Here is a 17,385-nt window from a genome sequence, read left to right as displayed (position 1 = left end):
GGTGCCTGCCAACCGCCCGGGAACGCGTTCAGCTGCGCGCGAAACGCAGCCGCAGGGTTCTCGCCTCCGGCCGGAGCGCATGGGTGGGCCAGACATCCACACCGCAGGCGCGGGAGCCGAGTCCGTTCTGGGCCGCATCGATGTAGAGATACGTGCGCGTCGGCGTCGGCAACTCGTAGGGATGCTCCGCCGCGGAGACCTCCTCCGCGGTGTGTCGGGCGACGCTGAAGCCGGGACGACGACCGCGGTGGTCCGGGATGGCCTCGACGCTCAGCTGTCCCGCCGCTCCGCTCAACTGCAGCTGACGAAGACCCGGCCGGTGACCGGTCTCCTGGGGGCGGGCGTAGCGCACGTTGAGCTCATCGATCGTGCTCGTGAAGCTGCCGACCCGCGCCGCGTTCGCACTGTCGGGGTACGACTCCAAGGGACCGGTGCCGAACCAGCTCGCCTGCTCCAGCTCCAGCGGCAGCGCGAACCGGAGGCCGATGCGCGGCAGGATGATGTCCCAGCCCGCCGACGGCTCGATCTCCACGGTCAGCAGCAGCGAGTCGTCCAGGGCGTGCCAGCGCACATCCGTATAGACGCTCTCGCGACCGGCGGCCGGGGCCCAGCGCCGCAGTTCGCGGATGCCGGAGAGACCCTCTTCGCGTTCGACGACCCGGCTGGTGAGCCGGTCGAGCCCGGCGGAGTGCCAGATCTCGGCGAGAGCGGGTGCGGGCAGTCCGCGGTCGTGAACGGCGGGGTCGGCGAGGTCGTAGCTTCCCGGACCGGAACGCAGCTCGTTGTCCGTCGGGGCCCGGAACAGGGTGAGCTCCGGACCGTCGACGGCCAGGTCTCCGATGGCGGTGAGCCGGCCATCCGAGAAGGAGGCGGGCCCGAGGCTGGTGACTCCGGAGGAGGCGCCGCCGACGCTCCAGCGCGGAACCCGCTGCTGGGGTGCCAGCGCCCGTGCGGTCACGTCGTGCTGGCCGAGGGCGAGCACGTGGCCGGCTTCGGCCCAGGTCGTGGCGTGCCGCAGCCGGGCTTCGAAGGTCAGCCAGCTCTCGCCATCCGCTTCGGGGTCGAGAGAGGGCAGGTCCACCGACGCGGTCTCGCCGGCCGTGATCGCCGGGACGTCGAGGGTGCCGGACGCGGACTCGACGCCGTCCCGCTCCAGCCGCCAGACGAATTCGACATCATCGGAGCCGAGCGAGTGCCGCATGCTGCGGATATCGACCCTGCCGAGGTCCGCGGCGACGGTGAAGCGGAAGGGAGCCACCACCGCCGCGTACTCGTACAGGCTCGGCATCGGGGTGTCATCCGAGAGGATCATGCCGTCCATCACGAAGTTGCCATCGTGTACGACCTCGCCGAAGTCGCCGCCGTACCCGAAGAACGCGACGCCGTCCGGCGTGTGGGTGCGGATGCCGTGGTCCCGCCATTCCCACACGAATCCGCCGTGCAGTCGCGGGTAGCGGTCGACGAGGTCTTCGTACTGGTCGATCGCGCCCGGCCCGTTGCCCATCGCGTGCACGTATTCGCAGAGCAGGAAGGGCTTGGTGCGCTGGCGGGCGGACTCGGCGGTGGAGCATCCGAGCAGCAGTGAGGTGTCGTCGCGGCCGATGGACTCCGTCTCGGGCACCGAGGAATACATGCGCGAGTAGACATCGGTGTACGCGCCCGCGTAGTCGCCCTCGTAGTGCACCGGGCGGCTGGCATCACGGTCGTGAATCCATGCGGCCATCGCCGCGAGATTGGCTCCGGTGCCCGACTCGTTGCCGAGCGACCACATGATGACGCTCGCGTGGTTCTTGTCGCGCTCCACGGTGCGCTCGATGCGGTCGAGATAGGCGCCACGCCAGGCCGGGTCGTCACTGGGGTTGGCCGCCCAGGCGCCGGCCCCCGTGCTCGCGTGCCCCTGGTCGCGCGCGGTGAGCCTGCTGGTGCGCTCGGCGACGGCATCGGCACCGTGGGTCCAGTTGTTGCCTGCCCCACCGCCCTCGAAGCCGTGCGTCTCGAGGTCGCACTCCAACACCACCCAGAGTCCGAGCTCGTCGGCGAGGTCCAGCAGGCGCGGATGCGGCGGGTAGTGGCTGGTGCGGATCGCGTTGACGTTGAAGCGCTTCATGCGCGCGAGGTCTTCGCGCGCGTGCTCCTCGTTGAAGACGCGCCCGCGATCAGGGTGGGCCTCGTGACGGTTCATGCCGTGGAAGACGAGGCGGCGACCGTTTGCGAGCAGCTGGTCGCCGATGATCTCGACGGTGCGGAAGCCCAGTCGGAGGCTGATCTTCTCGGCGGCCGTCGAGACCTTCGCCTCGTAGAGCCGCGGCGATTCGGCGGACCAGGGTTCGACACTCTCCACAGCGATCGGCGCCACTGAGTCCTCATCCGGCCACTGCACGTCGATGCCGAGCTCCGGCACCTCCAGTCGCACGGGGTAGGCCTCGCGGAGCGCTCGCACCTCCGGGTCGATCCAGCCGCTGCCGCCCTGCCACGACGTGCGCAGCCAGACGTCGTCGATTCCGGCCACCGGGAGGGCGCTCAGTGAGACGTCGCGGAAGATGCCCGGCAGCCACCACTGGTCCTGGTCTTCCACGTAGCTGGCATCCGACCACTGGTGCACCCGCACGGCGAGGATGTTCTCGCCGGGGGTCGCTAAATCTGTGACGTCGAACTCATGGGCGAGACGGCTGCCCTTGCCGACCCCGACCTCGTGGCCGTTCCACCACACGCGGAAGGCGGATTCCACCCCGTCGAATCGCAGGATGAGGCGTGCATCGCTCGCAAAGTCCGCCGCGAGGTCGACGCTGCGACGGTAGTCGCCCGTGGGGTTCGCGTCGGGCACGTACGGCGGATCGACGGGGAAGGGGAATTGCACGTTCGTGTAGATGGGGCGCCCGTAGCGACCGTCGTCCACCAGCACCCACGAGGCCGGTACCGGGATGCGATCCCACGAGGCCACATCGGTCTCCGGCTGCGCGAAGGCATCGGCGTCTTCGCCGGCCGGATGCGCCGTCGGCAGCAGGCGGAACGCCCAGTCGCCGGTCAGATCGAGCCGCGGGGCATCCGAATGCAGCCATGACCGCGGGGTTCGTCCACCGAATCCGGGCGAACGATCCGTGAGATAGGCGGGGGAGAACGTCATTGTCTTTCCTTCACATAGTGGTCATCGACCGAACGTCGCGCGGGATCAAGTCTGGCACTCGCGGAGAAGCCGATTGAAACGATGAGCATCCCGGGCGCGTAGGCTGGGAGCGAGTCATCATCGAGCCTGGATTTGGGCTGTGTGCGTTCTGTTGAGCGCTGGTACACCTCACTCTTCTGAAGGTCTCCCATGCCACAACCCGCCCTGTCCTCCGAGCTTGCCGCCGCTCTCCTCCGCCTGGAGAACTCGGAGGTCACCGACCAGCGCGACGCCGAACTGCTCTTCGGCGCGCGCGGTGGTGACCTGGAGCGGCTGCTGGTCGTGGCCTCGAGGCTGCGCGACGAGGGCCTCGCGCGATCGGGCCGCGAGGGAATCATCACCTATTCCAAAAAGGTGTTCATCCCGGTGACGCAGCTGTGCCAGGACCGCTGCCACTACTGCATCTTCGTCGACACCCCCGGTGGTCTCGCCAAGCGCAACATCCCCGTGTTCATGTCGCCGGACGAGATCCTCGAGGTGGCGAGGCAGGGCGCCGCCATGGGCTGCAAGGAAGCGCTCTTCACCCTCGGTGACCGCCCGGAGAACCGCTGGCCGAGCGCACGCCAGTGGCTCGACGACCACGGCTACGAGTCGACGCTCGACTACATCCGTGCGATGGCGATTCTCGTGCTCGAGGAGACCGGACTGCTTCCCCACCTCAACCCGGGAGTCATGTCCTGGTCGGAGCTGCAGCGGCTTCGCCCGGTCGCACCGTCGATGGGCATGATGCTCGAGACCACTGCGACCCGCCTGTGGTCGGAGAAGGGCGGGGTGCACTACGGCTCGCCCGACAAAGACCCGGCAATCCGACTCCGGGTGCTCGAGGATGCCGGCCGTTCGCGGATCCCCTTCACCACGGGCGTTCTGCTCGGCATCGGTGAGAACGATGCGGAGCGCGCTGAGGCCCTCTTCGAGATCCGCCGGTCCCACGAACGTCACGGACACATCCAGGAGACGATCGTTCAGAACTTCCGGGCGAAGCCGCGCACGGCCATGCAGAACGAGCAGGATCTGGCCCTTCAGGAGTATGTGGCGGCCGTCGCAGTTGCACGCATCGTGATGGGACCGGATGCCACCATCCAGGCGCCCCCGAACCTCACCGACGCCCAGGAGCTCGGCCTGCTGCTGCGCGCCGGGATCGACGACTGGGGCGGTGTGAGCCCGCTGACTCCGGACCACGTGAACCCCGAGCGCCCCTGGCCGGAGCTCGAGACTCTCGCTCGGCTCACGCGGGACGGCGGGTTCGACCTCCGTGAGCGGTTGACGGCGCATCCGGATTACCTCCGTGACGAGCAGACCTGGCTCGATTCGCGACTGCGCACCCCGGTGCGGGCCCTCACCGAGCCGGCCAGTGGGCTCGCTCGGGAGGATGCCCCGGTGGTGGGGCGGCCCTGGGTCGCCGAACCCGAGGGGGAGGGTGGTGTTCTGTCCGAGCTTCTGGATGCCGCAGAGCTCACCCCGTCCTCGCTCGCCGACGCCGACTATGTGGCTCTTCTCGGTGCCGACGGTGCCGACCTCGAGCGTCTGGCCGGCATCGCGGATGAGCTGCGCCGGTCCACGGTCGGTGACGAGCTCTCCTTCGTGATCAATCGCAATCTCGACCTCTCGTTCTACGACCCCGAGCGGTCGACGGGCGGTTCGCTCGATCTCGCCCTGATCCGCGCGCTCGCCGACGAGGCGCGGGCCCTCGGCGCGACGGAGGTCTGCCTGCAGGGAGCGGTGCCGGACGGGCTCGACGGGGCGTACTTCGAGATCATCGGTGCCATCCGTGCGGCCCAGCCCGAGCTGCACATCCACTCCCTGAGACCGGTCGAGATCGTGAATGCGGCTGCCCGCCTGGGGAAGAGTGTCGGGGAGTTCATCACGGGGATGCGAGCCGCCGGTGCGAACAGCATCCCCGGCACCGGAGCACGCATCCTCGATGACCGCATCCGTGCCGTGCTGAGCGACCGCACCGATCCGCCGGTGCAGTCCTGGATCGAGGTCATCAGCACCGCCCACTCGCTTGGTCTCGGCACGACCGCGACTATGGTCTACGGCCACATCGAGTCGCCGGCAGACCAGGTGGCCCACCTGCGCCTGCTGGCCCGACTTCAGGATGAGACCGGGGGTTTCACCGAGTTCATCCCGATGCCGTACCTGCCGCTCGAGGCATCGCCGACGGTCGCTGCCGTGGCCGGCCCTGGCCCGAGTCTGCGTCAGAGCCGTGCACTGCACGCCGTCGCCCGTCTGATGCTGACCGGTCGCATCGACCACATCCAGGCGGCCTGGACCAAGCTGGGCCTCGCCAGCGCTGAGGCGGTGCTCCGTGGGGGAGCGGACGACCTCGGCGGCCTGCTTCTCGGTGGCACTCTCGCGCGCACGGCCGGCGCGGAGGCCCATCGTGAGCTGTCTCTCGCCGAGGTGCAGACGATCGCGGCGGAACTCGGTCGCCCGCTGCGCCAGCGCACGACCGGCTACGCGACGGTGCGGCACATCCCACCCCGGCGGTCGCGCCGTGGCGCGCGGATGCTGACCCTCGAGCCCCGCGCGGAGGCGCCGCTGCCGAGCGCGGTGCCATGAGCAGCGCAGCGACGATTCGCACGGTGAACGTCGGAGGCGTGGACGTCCTCTGCACCATCTCCGGTTTCGACGAGCGCGGCATCGACGCGCGCGGCATCGACGAGCACGGCATCGGTGGGCAGTCCGTCGACCCGGTGGTCCTCCTGGCCGGTATCGGCGGCACTGCGGCGAGCGACTTCTCGTTTCTGCTCCCCCTCCTCGCCCGGACTCGGCCGGTGCTGGCGGTCGATCTGGGCTACGGCGGCGGATCCGGCCGCCTTGACGGCCTGGTCGACCAGCTGGCAGGGGTGCTCAGCGCCGTGCTGCCCGGCCGCCGGGTGTCGCTCGTCGGCTTCTCGGTGGGTGCGACGGTTGCGGCAGCCTTCGCGGCCGACAATCCGGTGGTCGCGTCCCTGGTGCTGGTGACTCCGGTCGTGCATGCGTCCCGTCGGCACCGGATGCTCGCGGCGCTGCGGGGTCACCTCGACGCCGCCGGTGACGACGCGCTGCGAGTCCTCGACATCTTCTCCGCCCACAGTGCGATGTTCTTGGAGAAGCACAGCCCGGAGCCCTTTTCGAAGGACGGTGCCACCTCCGCCCAGATGTCGCTCTTCGCGGACTCCGACCTCACAGAGGCGCTCCCGCACCTCACCGCTCCCACGCTGGTGGTCGGCTGCACCCACGACGACATCGCCGGCGTCGACGGGGCGCTCGAGGTCTTCGCCTCGCTGTCGAATTGCCGCTATGCGGAGATCGACAGCGGACATGCGGTGCTTGCCGAGCGCCCGGCGGAAGTGCTCGCGGTGATTCGCGAGTTCGTCTCTCACCCCGCCAGGCTCCGCGCCGGCTCCGTGCGGGAAGAGGCCCACCCGTGAACGGGATCGAGCCGATCGAGGTCGACACCATCATCGTCGGATCGGGCTTCGGCGGCCTCGGAATGGGCATCCGGCTCGCGCGGGACACGGAGCGGACGTTTCTCATCCTCGAGCGCGCGGATGATGTCGGGGGCACCTGGCGCGACAACACCTACCCCGGCGTCGCCTGCGACATCCCCTCCCACCTCTACTCGTTCTCATTCCGCCCGAAGACCGACTGGGGGCGGTTCTACGCCAACGGCTCGGAGATCCAGCGGTATCTGCAGGATTCCGCGCGCCAGGAGGGCCTTCTGCCGCACCTCCGGTTCCGCACCGAGGTGAGCCAGATGCGCTGGCAGGCGGATTCCGCGCGCTGGCACCTCGAGACGACAACCGGCTCGTACGTCTGCCGGGTGCTCATCGTCGCGGCGGGCCGCCTCTCCGAGCCGCGGATCCCCGTGATCCCCGGGCTCGCCGACTTCGACGGGCCGGTGTTCCACTCCTCGGCCTGGGATCACGGCGTCGACCTCGCCGGAAAGCGTGTCGGAATTGTCGGAACCGGGGCATCAGCCATCCAGATCGCGCCGAATGTCGCGAGGGTCGCCGACTCCGTCGTGTTGTTCCAGCGCACCCCGGCCTACATCGTGCCGCGCGCCGACCGCGCCTACTCCGATTCCGACAAACGTCTGCTCGAGCGGGTGCCCGGGGCCATCGAACGACTGCGATCGCGGCTCTTCTGGGATGCCGAGGCCGGCTTCGCCCAGCGCATCGGCTTGCCGGATGCCGTGGAACCGTTTCGGGATGTCGCGCTCGGCCACCTCGCCGCGCAGGTGGCCGACCCCGTGTTGCGCGCCCGCCTCACTCCCGCCTATGAGATCGGGTGTAAGCGGGTAGCCCTCTCCGACGAGTTCTACCCGGCGATCGCGTCCGGAGCAGTGCAACTGGAATCGTCGGCACTGGAGTCACTCACCGGCAACACCGCCATCGGGGCGAGCGGTGCGGCCCACGAACTCGACGTGCTGGTGCTCGCCACCGGATTCCACAGCACCCAACCCCCTTTCGCGACCCGGGTAATCGGGCGAGACGGCATCGCGCTGTCCGAGCGGTGGAGCCGGGGGATGGTGGCTCACGCGTCGACCACGGTGGCGGGATTTCCCAACCTCTTCGTCATCGATGGTCCGAATGCGAGCCTCGGCCACAATTCGGCGGTCCACATGATCGAGACCCAGATCTCCTTCATCCTCGGGGCGCTCGACCATCTCGAGATCGTCACTGGCGAGGTCCTTGAGGTCTCGAGGGAGGCGGAGGACGCATGGGTGCGGGAGCTCGACCGGCGAAGCGCCAGCACGGTCTGGCTCACCGGCGGGTGCAGCAGCTGGTATGTGGACGACCGCAGCGATCGCCTCACGCTGCTCTGGCCGGACTTCGCGTTCGCCTTTCGCGATGAAGTCGGGTCATTCGATCCCCGCGGGTACCGCGTCAGGTCCGCACCGGTGACGGTGGTGGACTGACCTGAGCGCGGCCCCGTGGGGGTGCGAACAGTCGTTACTCCTCGAGCTGCGCGTCCAGCGTGATGTCGACGCCGGTGAGGGCCTTGCTCACGGGGCATCCGGACTTCGCGTCGTTCGCGGCGGCGAGGAAGGTCGCGCTGTCGATTCCGGTCACCTCTCCCCGAACTGTGAGGTGGATGCCCGTCAGCTTGAATCCGCCAGCCGGGTCGGCGCCGAGGGAGACATCCGCCTTCACATCGAGGGCTTCGATCGTGCCCCCGGCAGCACCGAGTACCGCGGAGAACTGCATCGCGTAGCACGCCGAGTGCGCCGCGGCGAGGAGTTCCTCTGGGCTGGTGAATCCGTTGGCGTCTTCGGAGGAACGCTTCGGGAAGGAGACGTCGTAGGTTCCGATGCCGGAGCTGGTGAGCTCGACCTGGCCCCCACCGGTCTCGAAGCTGCCATTCCATGCGGTGCGTGCGGTGCGAGTGGGCATTGATTTCTCTCTTTCGTGATGGCGAGCGGCGAGTCCGCCCGCCCCGTCAGTGGGATCGGTGGGGATGAGGGGGATCAGCGGGAGCCGCGCACCTGCGCGGCCAGTTCGGTGACCTGGGACTGCAGAGCGGCGATGTGCTCGAGGTCGAAACCCGTGGCAGCACAGATCTGATCGGGGATTCCGGCGGATCGTTCCTGCAGCGCCGCTCCGGCTGGGCTGAGGGTGACTTCGACGGCGCGTTCGTCGTCGCTGCGGCGCGTGCGAATCACGAGCCCGGCGCTCTCCAGCCGGCGAATCAGGGGGGAGAGAGTGCCGGAGTCCAGCTGCAGACGCTCGCCCAATTCCGACACGGTGATGGCGTCGCGCTCCCACAGCACCATCAGCACGAGGTACTGCGGATAGGTGACGCCGAGCGGCGCCAGCAGCTCCCGGTAGCGGGCGGTGAGAGCACGAGACGCACTGTAGAGAGCGAAGCAGATCTGCTCGTCGAGCCGAGGGGCGGATGCAGCGGTGGCGGTCATGAGATCAGGCTACTACATTGTGCCCAATTAAATTGTGCACAATCTGATAGTACCTCTGGCCGACCGCGGGCCGACCGCGATCGTGATCCAGCTCGCCATCGAGGCGAGGGTAGTATGTGGCCAAGTTGAGTGCCCAACCTCTCACTCGATGCCGAAATGGATGCCATGCCCTCACTGCGGGAGGATCGCCCCTCGATCACGCGCAAAGACGTGGCGGATCACGCCGGAGTCAGCACCGCCGTCGTGAGCTATGTGGTGAATGAGGGGCCGCGAAACGTGGCTCCGGCGACGCGTGCCCGGGTGCTCGAGTCGATCAGCAGTCTGGGCTATCGGCCGAACGCCGCGGCCCGCGCCCTGAAGCTGGGAGTCAGCGAGCTCGTCGGGCTGGTGTTGTCGGACACCGCGAACCCGTATTTCGCAGAGTTCTCGCGGGCGATCGAGAAGGCCGCCACCGATAAGGGCCTGTCGGTGATCTTCACCAACTCCGCGCTGGTGCAGGGCCAGGAGCACCTGCAGGTGCAGAAGCTGGTGGCGAGACAGGTGGACGGCCTCCTGCTCGGGAGCACCGAGGACGAGCCCAACCTCGACAGTGCCCGGGAGGCGAATGTGCGGGTGGTCATGCTCGACCGGTCCGAACCGCTTGCGGGATTCTCCAGCGTCGGGGTCGACTTTCGGGAAGCATCACGGGTCGCCGTGGAGCACCTGATCTGGCACGGACATCGTCGCATCGGCCTGATCTCCGGGCTCCCGGGCGGGCTGACCACCTCCGCCCGCGAGCTGGGGTGGGAGGATGCGCTTCGAGCCGCCGGTCTGCCACTCGGCCCCGTCGTGCGGGGGGAGTGGGGGCGCAACGGCGGGTACCAGTCCGGCATGCAGCTTCTCACCGATCCGAACCCACCGACCGCCGTCTACGCGATCTCCGACCTCCTGGCGATCGGCCTTCTCCGTGCCCTCCACGAGGCGCACATCGATGTTCCGCGATCCATGGCCGTCGTCGCCTTCGACGGGTCTTCGGAGTCGGAATTCAGCTGGCCGCCCCTCACGGTGATGCGTCAGCCCGTCGACGAGATGGCGGGAGCCGCCATCGCCGCCCTCGGGCGCCCCGCCAGCGCGAAACCCGAGCACCGGTCATTCACCGCCGAGCTGATCGTGCGCCAATCCTGCGGCTGCATCCCTCTTTAAGCGATCGCTTCACGGCCGCGCATCGATCGTTACGCGACCGGAACCTGAGTTTTCACGTGTTCAATCTACTGGTGTAGACGAGAGGGCGCCGCGGGCGTATATTGGACGCACCGATCGGTCCCCGACGCGCGTGAGGAAGATCGTCCCTAGCGAAACGCGTGTCACGAGGGCCAGTCTGTACCTGTCCTGATTTTCACAGCACGGCACATTACAAAGGAGTAATAACGATGACCTCAGACAAGTTGAGCGTTCTCGGAAACATCAGTAGTAGCCAGCTCAATCGGCGCGCACTGCTCTCGGGCGGAGTCGGTGTGGCAGCAATCAGCATGCTGGCCGCCTGCAGCCCGGGCGGCAGCACCCCCTCGGGCAGCGGATCCAAGACCACGACCTTGGGATCGGGCGCTTCGGACGATGTGCCGAAGCGTGCGTACGCGGCGGTCGTCGAGGCCTTCCAGAAGAAGACCGGCGACACCGTCAAGACGAACACGGTCGCGCACAACGACTTCCAGAACAACATCAACACCTACCTTCAGGGCAGCCCGGATGATTCGTTCACCTGGTTCGCCGGCTACCGCATGCGCTACTACGCGGCGAAGGGCCTCTCCGCCCCGATCGACGACGTGTGGGACAAGATCGGTGGCAACTTCAGCGAGGGCCTCACCAAGGCCTCTACTGCCGACGACGGCAAGAAGTACTTCGTGCCGAACTACAACTACCCCTGGGGCTTCTTCTACCGCAAGAGCGTCTGGGCGGCCAAGGGCTACACGGTGCCGGCCAAGTTCGACGACCTGATCACGCTCTCCAAGCAGATGCAGGCCGATGGGCTCGTGCCGATCGCGTTCGCGGACAAGGACGGCTGGCCCGCCATGGGCACGTTCGACTACATCAACATGCGCACCAACGGCTACCAGTTCCACATGGACCTCACGGCTCATAAAGAGTCCTGGGACCAGAAGAAGGTCAAGGACGTCTTCGACAACTGGAAGCAGCTGCTGCCCTACCAGTCGACGAACGCCCTCGGCCTCACCTGGCAGGAAGGCGCGCAGCTGCTCGGCGAGGGTAAGGCGGGCATGTACCTGCTCGGCTCCTTCGTGACCCAGCAGTTCACGGATGCCACGGTGCTCGCCGACATCGACTTCTTCCCGTTCCCCGAGATCGCCATGGAGGGCACGACCGCGGTCGAGGCCCCGATCGACGGCCTCATGCTCTCGAAGAAGGGGGGAAGCAACCCGGCCGCGAAGGCGCTCCTGCAGTTCATGGGCACCGCAGCCGGCCAGGAGGCGTACTTCTCCGTGGACAAGTCGAACCTCATGACGGTAAAGGGCGCCGACACCTCGGGCTACAGCGAGTTCAACAAGAAGCTCGCCGATGTCATCGGCAACGCGAAGTCGATCAGCCAGTTCTTCGACCGGGATGCGCTGCCGGCCATGGCGAACAACGTCATGATCCCCGCGCTCCAGGGCTTCCTGAAGGACGGCACGATCGACACCGCCAACCTCGAGGCGCAGGCAAAAGCGCTCTACGCCGCCCAGTAAGAGAACTCACAATGGCCGACACCCCCATCGGCGCGTTCGCGCCGGCCAGGAGCGTCAAAGCTCCTGGCCGGCTTCGTCGCCGCTACAGCCTGCTCACTCGTCGAGACAAGATCGTGCTCGCCGTCATGGTGGCGATTCCCACTCTGATCCAGTTGGTGTTCATCTGGATCCCGACGGTGCTGTCCATCCTCCTGTCCTTCGTGCGGTGGAACGGCCTCGCGTTCTCCGATATCCGGCCGGCCGGTACCGCGAACTACGAGTTCGTGTTCAAGGACTACCCCCCGTTCATACCGGCCCTGCAGCACAACATCCTGTGGCTGGTGTTCCTCGCGGTGATCGCCACGCCGATCGGTCTGTTGCTCGCCATTCTGCTCGACCAGAACATCCGTGGTTCGCGGATCTACCAGAGCATCTTCTTCGCTCCGGTGATGCTCTCGCTCGTGTTGATCGGGGTCATCTGGCAACTGTTCTACTCCCAGAACAACGGCCTGCTCAACTTCCTGCTCGGCACCTCTGGCACCCCGCGGGCCATCGACTGGTTCGGGGACCCGAACATCAACATCTGGGCCGCGCTGATCGCGGCCACCTGGCGCCATGCCGGGTACGTGATGATCCTCTATCTGGCGGGCCTCAAGGGCGTCGATCCGGCTCTGCGCGAAGCGGCTTCGCTCGACGGAGCCAATGCGGTGCAGACCTTCTTCCGTATCGTCTTCCCCGTGATGCGCCCGATCAACATCGTGATCGTGGTCATCACGATCATCGAGTCCTTGCGTGCCTTCGACATCGTTTACATCATCAACGGTGGTCGAAACGGGTTGGAACTCATCAGCGCACTGGTGATTCAGAACCTCGTGGGCGAGGGACAGGTCATCGGCGTCGGCTCGGCTCTCGCCGTGATCCTGCTGGTGGTCTCGCTCGTGCCGATCGTCATCTACCTCAGCCGTACCTTCAAGAAGGACGCCTAATGTCTACAGTCACCACGCGACCACCGAAAGCTCCCGCTCGGTCGGGATCGCCGAACAAGGTGGGATCGGTCCAGCGCCCTCACTACGGCACGCATGTCTTCCTGATGATCATGGCGGTGGTCTGGCTCATCCCCCTCGGCTGGGCCGTCTTCACCGCATTGCGCCCGAAGGCCGATACGGACAAGTACGGCTATTTCAGCTTCGGTGGATCCTTCAATTTCGCGAACTTCGTGACCGCGTGGAACCAGGGCGGCTTCAGCAAGCTCCTCTTCAACTCCGCGATCATCGTGGTTCCCACCGTGATCCTCACGCTGTTCTTCGCGTCGATGATGGCGTTCGCCGTCAGCCGTTTCACCTGGAAGTTCAACGTCACGCTGCTCATCATGTTCACGGCCGGAAACCTGCTGCCTCCTCAGGTGCTCGCCGCCCCGTTGTTCGAGATGTTCAAGCACTTCGAGCTGCCGTACAGCGTGAGCGGATCGGGAAGCCTTCTCAATACCTACTTCGCGGTGATCGCGGTGAACACCGCGTTCCAGGTGGGCTTCTGCACATTCGTGCTCTCCAACTACATGAAGGCGCTGCCCGCCGACATGACCGAGGCGGCCTTCGTGGACGGGGCCGGTATCTGGCGCCAATACTGGTCGATCATCATGCCATTGACGCGCCCGGCGCTCGCGGCGCTCGGAACCCTCGAAGTCATCTTCATCTACAACGACTTCTTCTGGCCGCTGCTGTTCATTCAGAGCGGGGACATGCTTCCCCTCACCACCGGGCTGAACAACCTCAAGGGGCAGTTCCTGTCCAACTACAACCTGCTCTCGGCCGGGGCGATCATCACGGTGATCCCCACTCTGATCATCTACCTGGCTCTCCAGCGCCAATTCGTCGCCGGGCTGACGCTCGGGGCCAGTAAGGGATAAGAATGCTCACTCACACGTCTCGTCTTCCCACCGACGGCGCTATCGCGTGAGCGACATCGTCAACCTGAGGGGCGGCGGATCGGCGTTCGTGCTCGACCTGTCCGGTGAGACTCCGGTCATCGTGCACTGGGGAGCCGACCTGGGCGAGGCGATCCCGGCGGTGCTTTCCGCCGGACCGGTCGCCCACTCCGCGCTCGACGATCCGCATGCCCAACATCTCGTGCCGCAAGCTTCGAGCGGATGGCGCGGTCGACCCGCTCTCGAGGGCCACCGTTCGGGGGGCCGGGCGTTCTCTGCCGCGCTGGTGACCACCGCATCCCGCGCCCTCGCCCCCGACGGCCACGAGGTCACCCTGGCCGACGCGGCCGCCGGTCTCTCGCTCACCGTGGAGTTCCACCTCGGGCAGGAGGGGATGCTGCGAATCCGCAGCACCCTCACGAACGTGGGCACGGAGGACTACGCCCTCCAGTCGCTGAGCACCACGCTGCCCGCAGGGCTCGGTGCCGCGGAGATTCTGGACCTCACCGGTCGCTGGTGCCGGGAGCAGCATCCGCAGCGCCAGTCACTGCGCCAGGGCACCTGGCTGCGTGAATACCGCCACGGCCGCCCCGGCCACGACTCGTCCCTGTTCACTGCGGTGGGCACGGCCGGCTTCGGCAACCGGTCCGGCTCCGTCTGGGCCACGCATTTCGGATTCAGCGGCAACCGGGTCACCGCGGTGGAGAAGACCCCCACCGGCCCGGCACTGATTGGCAACGCCGAGTTGCTGGGCTCCGGGGAGATTGTGCTCGCCGCGGGTGAATCGTACGAGACGCCCTGGACCTACGCCTCCTTCTCCTCCCGCGGGCTCGACGGTGTGACAGACACCTTCCACCGGTGGCTCCGCTCGCGCGTTCAGCACCCTTCGGCCGAGCGTCCGGTGGTACTCAACACGTGGGAAGCGGTATATTTCGACCACAATCTCGACAGTCTGATCGAGCTCGCGGATCGGGCGGAGCTTCTGGGGGTCGAGCGCTTCGTGCTCGACGACGGCTGGTTCCGTCACCGTCGAAACGACAAGGCGGGGCTCGGCGACTGGTACGTGGACGAGGACGTCTGGCCGCAGGGCCTCACCCCGCTGATCGACGCGGTGCGCTCCCGGGGCATGCAGTTCGGCCTGTGGGTTGAGCCGGAGATGGTGAACGAGGACTCCGATGTGATTCGTGCGCATCCCGACTGGGTCAGCGGTGCCGGCCTCGGGCGCACCCCGGTCGAATGGCGCCACCAGCAGGTGCTCGACCTGGTGAATCCGGATGCCTTCGCCTACATCTTCGATCGCCTGGACGCGCTGCTCACCGACAACGCGATCTCCTACCTCAAGTGGGATCAGAATCGCGATCTCACCGAGATGGGGCACGACGGTGCGCCCTCGGTTCACGAGCAGACTCTCGCCGCCTACCGGCTGATCGATGCGCTCCGGCGCGCTCATCCGGAGGTGGAGATCGAGAGCTGCTCCTCCGGCGGTGCTCGGGTCGATCTCGGCATCCTCGAACGCACGGACCGGGTCTGGGCGTCCGACTGCAACGATGCTCTCGAGCGGCAGACCATCCAACGCTGGACGCAGGCGATCCTGCCCCCGGAACTCGTGGGAACCCATGTGGGGCCCACCACCTCACACACGACGGCTCGCACACACTCGCTGTCGTTCCGGGCGATCACCGCGATGTTCGGCCACTTCGGCATCGAGTGGGATGTGCGCACCCTCACCGAGTCGGACCTGCGCGAGCTCAGCGAAGCGGTAGCGCTCTACAAGAAACACCGCGCGCTGATCCACTCCGGCAGTGCGGTGCATGCCGACCTCGTCGACCCGGCCTACCTGCTGGGTGGGTCGGTCGCCCAGGATGGTTCGGAAGCGATCTTCTCCTTCGTCAGCGTCGCCACCTCCTTCGACGAGGTGCCGGGGCGGGCGGGATTCCCCGGACTGAACCCCGACATGAGCTATGAGGTGACGGTCGTCTTCCCCTCCGCAACCTCTCCCTATGGGAGTCGAGGCAATGTGAGCTGGATCCCGGACGGATTCACCGCGACCGGGCGGTTCCTCGCCGAGGTCGGTCTTCCCATGCCCGTGCTGAATCCCGAGCAGGGAGTGCTCATCCACCTGGTGCAGGCTCCGCGCGGGTCGTCTTAGATCCGCTCCGGGGTTCGGGTTCTGCCTGGCGCCGTCGAGAGCACGGCACAGCTCGTCGACGGTCCCGGGCCGGAAGGCGTTTCGCGCCACCGGTCGGTTGGAGACGACCCGGGCGATGGCTCGCCAGGCGGCGGGATCGAACAGTTCTGAGACGGAGCGCCATGGCGCAAGGTTGCACAAATGTGCAGCGCTCGATTTCGTAGGATGTTTTCTGCCGAGCACGTTTTCACACAGACCATGCACGAATGTGCGAGATCGGGAGCCATGCCACACCCCGAAGAGTCCCTGGACGACAGATCCGAGATCGCCTTGCAGGCGGCCCAGATGTACTACCTTCAAGACCTCACGATGGAGGCGATTGCGAGCGAACTGCACACCTCACGCTCATCGGTCTCCCGCCTCCTCACCCATGCTCGAGCCTCTGGACTCGTGGACATACAAATCCGCTCGCCGCGCGGTCGAGCCTCCCAATTGGAGGAAGAGCTTCACACGAAGTTCGGGCTGACGGCTCATATCGTGCCCGTGCCCGACAACACGAGCAGCATCGATCGTCTCGAGCGGGTGGCGATGTCGGCCGCACGAATCCTCAACCGGTTCTTCGATTCCAATATGACCCTCGGCGTGGCGTGGGGCTCGACCATGAGTGCGGTGAGCCACCAGCTGATTCCCAAAGAGACGCACAACTCTCGAATCGTGCAACTCAACGGCGCCGGAAATAACCAGACCACGGGGATCCTCTATGCGAGCGAGATCCTGCGACATTTCGGCGAGGCCTTCACGGCCGAGGTGCAGCAGTTTCCGGTGCCGGCATTCTTCGACGATCCCCGCACGAAAGAGGCACTGTGGCGTGAGCGGAGCACCAAGCGCATGCTCGACATGCAGGCCCAGATGGATATCGTGCTGTTCGGTCTCGGATCCCCCTTTGCCGAGGTGCCGAGCCATGTGTACATCGGCGGGTATCTCGATGCGGAGGACTATCGCAGCCTCACCGAAGCACGGGTCGTCGGTGACGTCGCCACCGTCTTCTATCGGGTCGATGGATCTTTTCGCGACATCGCGCTCAACTCCCGCGCCACCGGCCCGGATCTGGACACGCTTCGTCGAGTTCCGCGACGGGTGTGTGTCGCGTCCGGCCGCGCCAAGCTTCCCAGCCTGCGGGGGGCGATCGCTGCGGGTCTCATCACCGATCTGATCGTCGACGAGGGACTTGCCCGGCGGCTTGCCGAACTCGGCTCCTTGGGCCTGTGACCGACGGGCGCCGCGAGCCTTTATGGACAATTGCACGTTTGTGCATAGGCCTGTGGCGAACGACCATCGTGCCATAAATTGACTTTCGACAGTCGGGTGCAACACCGCTTCGGCGTCGGCTCGATGTCTCGCCTGATGGAAAACACGTTCGATGACAAACCCGTCCATAACAAAGGAGTTATTACTCGTGCAAAATCTCGGTCTTATCTTTCTCTCGGAGATAGTGGGTACTTTTCTCCTGCTCCTGTTGGGTGGGGGTGTTGTTGCCAACGTCGCCCTGGCGAAAACCAAGGGTTTCAATGG

General features: G+C 66.5%; 12 protein-coding genes. 9 read left to right on the top strand and 3 right to left on the bottom strand.

Annotation, left to right across the window (positions count from 1 at the left end; translation table 11 throughout):
- Positions 1-28: 28 nt before the first annotated feature.
- Positions 29-3,124 (bottom strand): glycoside hydrolase family 2 TIM barrel-domain containing protein, encoded by a 3,096-nt coding sequence (locus tag ABIB54_RS16185; protein WP_354576557.1) that lies wholly within the window; start codon positions 3,122-3,124, stop codon positions 29-31.
- 189 nt (positions 3,125-3,313) lie between these two features.
- On the opposite strand from ABIB54_RS16185, the gene cofG reads away from it, so the two are divergent.
- The 3 genes from cofG to ABIB54_RS16170 are packed head-to-tail and all read left to right on the top strand — an operon-like array spanning position 3,314 to position 8,069.
- Positions 3,314-5,725, top strand: a complete 2,412-nt coding sequence (cofG, locus tag ABIB54_RS16180; RefSeq protein WP_354576556.1) for a 7,8-didemethyl-8-hydroxy-5-deazariboflavin synthase CofG — start codon at positions 3,314-3,316, stop codon at positions 5,723-5,725.
- Positions 5,722-6,579, top strand: coding sequence for an alpha/beta fold hydrolase (locus tag ABIB54_RS16175; RefSeq protein WP_354576555.1), 858 nt, complete (start codon positions 5,722-5,724; stop codon positions 6,577-6,579). Before cofG ends, ABIB54_RS16175 begins: the two co-directional genes overlap by 4 nt.
- The gene (locus tag ABIB54_RS16170) at positions 6,576-8,069 is read left to right on the top strand and encodes a flavin-containing monooxygenase (protein ID WP_354576554.1); all 1,494 of its coding nucleotides are present in this window, start codon (positions 6,576-6,578) and stop codon (positions 8,067-8,069) included. Before ABIB54_RS16175 ends, ABIB54_RS16170 begins: the two co-directional genes overlap by 4 nt.
- 34 nt (positions 8,070-8,103) lie before the next feature.
- Here the strand turns inward: ABIB54_RS16170 and ABIB54_RS16165 are convergent, their stop codons facing one another.
- Both ABIB54_RS16165 and ABIB54_RS16160 read right to left on the bottom strand, forming a co-directional pair.
- Positions 8,104-8,544 (bottom strand): OsmC family peroxiredoxin, encoded by a 441-nt coding sequence (locus tag ABIB54_RS16165; protein WP_354576553.1) that lies wholly within the window; start codon positions 8,542-8,544, stop codon positions 8,104-8,106.
- Between the two features lie 74 nt (positions 8,545-8,618).
- Positions 8,619-9,065 (bottom strand): MarR family winged helix-turn-helix transcriptional regulator, encoded by a 447-nt coding sequence (locus ABIB54_RS16160; RefSeq protein WP_354576552.1) that lies wholly within the window; start codon positions 9,063-9,065, stop codon positions 8,619-8,621.
- 129 nt (positions 9,066-9,194) lie between these two features.
- On the opposite strand from ABIB54_RS16160, the gene ABIB54_RS16155 reads away from it, so the two are divergent.
- The 6 genes from ABIB54_RS16155 (at position 9,195) to ABIB54_RS16125 (ending at position 17,082) form a co-directional block, all read left to right on the top strand.
- A complete protein-coding gene (locus ABIB54_RS16155) occupies positions 9,195-10,247 on the top strand; it encodes a LacI family DNA-binding transcriptional regulator (protein WP_354576551.1) in 1,053 nt (350 codons plus the stop codon).
- A 227-nt stretch (positions 10,248-10,474) separates the two neighbouring features.
- Entirely contained in the window at positions 10,475-11,782 is a 1,308-nt protein-coding gene (locus ABIB54_RS16150) for an ABC transporter substrate-binding protein (RefSeq protein ID WP_354576550.1), read from the top strand.
- Between the two features lie 11 nt (positions 11,783-11,793).
- Positions 11,794-12,747 (top strand): carbohydrate ABC transporter permease, encoded by a 954-nt coding sequence (locus ABIB54_RS16145; RefSeq protein WP_354576549.1) that lies wholly within the window; start codon positions 11,794-11,796, stop codon positions 12,745-12,747.
- Positions 12,747-13,667, top strand: coding sequence for a carbohydrate ABC transporter permease (locus tag ABIB54_RS16140; RefSeq protein ID WP_354576548.1), 921 nt, complete (start codon positions 12,747-12,749; stop codon positions 13,665-13,667). The genes ABIB54_RS16145 and ABIB54_RS16140 overlap by 1 nt, the downstream gene beginning before the upstream one ends.
- A 46-nt stretch (positions 13,668-13,713) precedes the next feature.
- A complete protein-coding gene (locus ABIB54_RS16135) occupies positions 13,714-15,834 on the top strand; it encodes an alpha-galactosidase (RefSeq protein WP_502917151.1) in 2,121 nt (706 codons plus the stop codon).
- 264 nt (positions 15,835-16,098) lie between these two features.
- Positions 16,099-17,082 (top strand): sugar-binding transcriptional regulator, encoded by a 984-nt coding sequence (locus ABIB54_RS16125; protein WP_354576547.1) that lies wholly within the window; start codon positions 16,099-16,101, stop codon positions 17,080-17,082.
- Positions 17,083-17,385: the final 303 nt, after the last annotated feature.

This window comes from Frigoribacterium sp. UYMn621, assembly GCF_040549525.1.
In the GTDB taxonomy this organism is placed as follows: Bacteria; Actinomycetota; Actinomycetes; order Actinomycetales; family Microbacteriaceae; genus Lacisediminihabitans.
Note: the sequence above shows the minus strand (reverse complement) of the source record. Positions and strands in the feature narration are given on the sequence as shown.

Coding starts and splice junctions, on each gene's coding strand:
- ABIB54_RS16160 (WP_354576552.1), bottom strand. CDS start 9,065: ATGACCGCCACCGCTGCATCCGCCCCTCGGCTCGACGAGCAGATCTGC.
- ABIB54_RS16145 (WP_354576549.1), top strand. CDS start 11,794: ATGGCCGACACCCCCATCGGCGCGTTCGCGCCGGCCAGGAGCGTCAAA.
- ABIB54_RS16150 (WP_354576550.1), top strand. CDS start 10,475: ATGACCTCAGACAAGTTGAGCGTTCTCGGAAACATCAGTAGTAGCCAG.
- ABIB54_RS16125 (WP_354576547.1), top strand. CDS start 16,099: ATGCCACACCCCGAAGAGTCCCTGGACGACAGATCCGAGATCGCCTTG.
- ABIB54_RS16185 (WP_354576557.1), bottom strand. CDS start 3,124: ATGACGTTCTCCCCCGCCTATCTCACGGATCGTTCGCCCGGATTCGGT.
- ABIB54_RS16140 (WP_354576548.1), top strand. CDS start 12,747: ATGTCTACAGTCACCACGCGACCACCGAAAGCTCCCGCTCGGTCGGGA.
- ABIB54_RS16165 (WP_354576553.1), bottom strand. CDS start 8,544: ATGCCCACTCGCACCGCACGCACCGCATGGAATGGCAGCTTCGAGACC.
- ABIB54_RS16175 (WP_354576555.1), top strand. CDS start 5,722: ATGAGCAGCGCAGCGACGATTCGCACGGTGAACGTCGGAGGCGTGGAC.
- cofG (WP_354576556.1), top strand. CDS start 3,314: ATGCCACAACCCGCCCTGTCCTCCGAGCTTGCCGCCGCTCTCCTCCGC.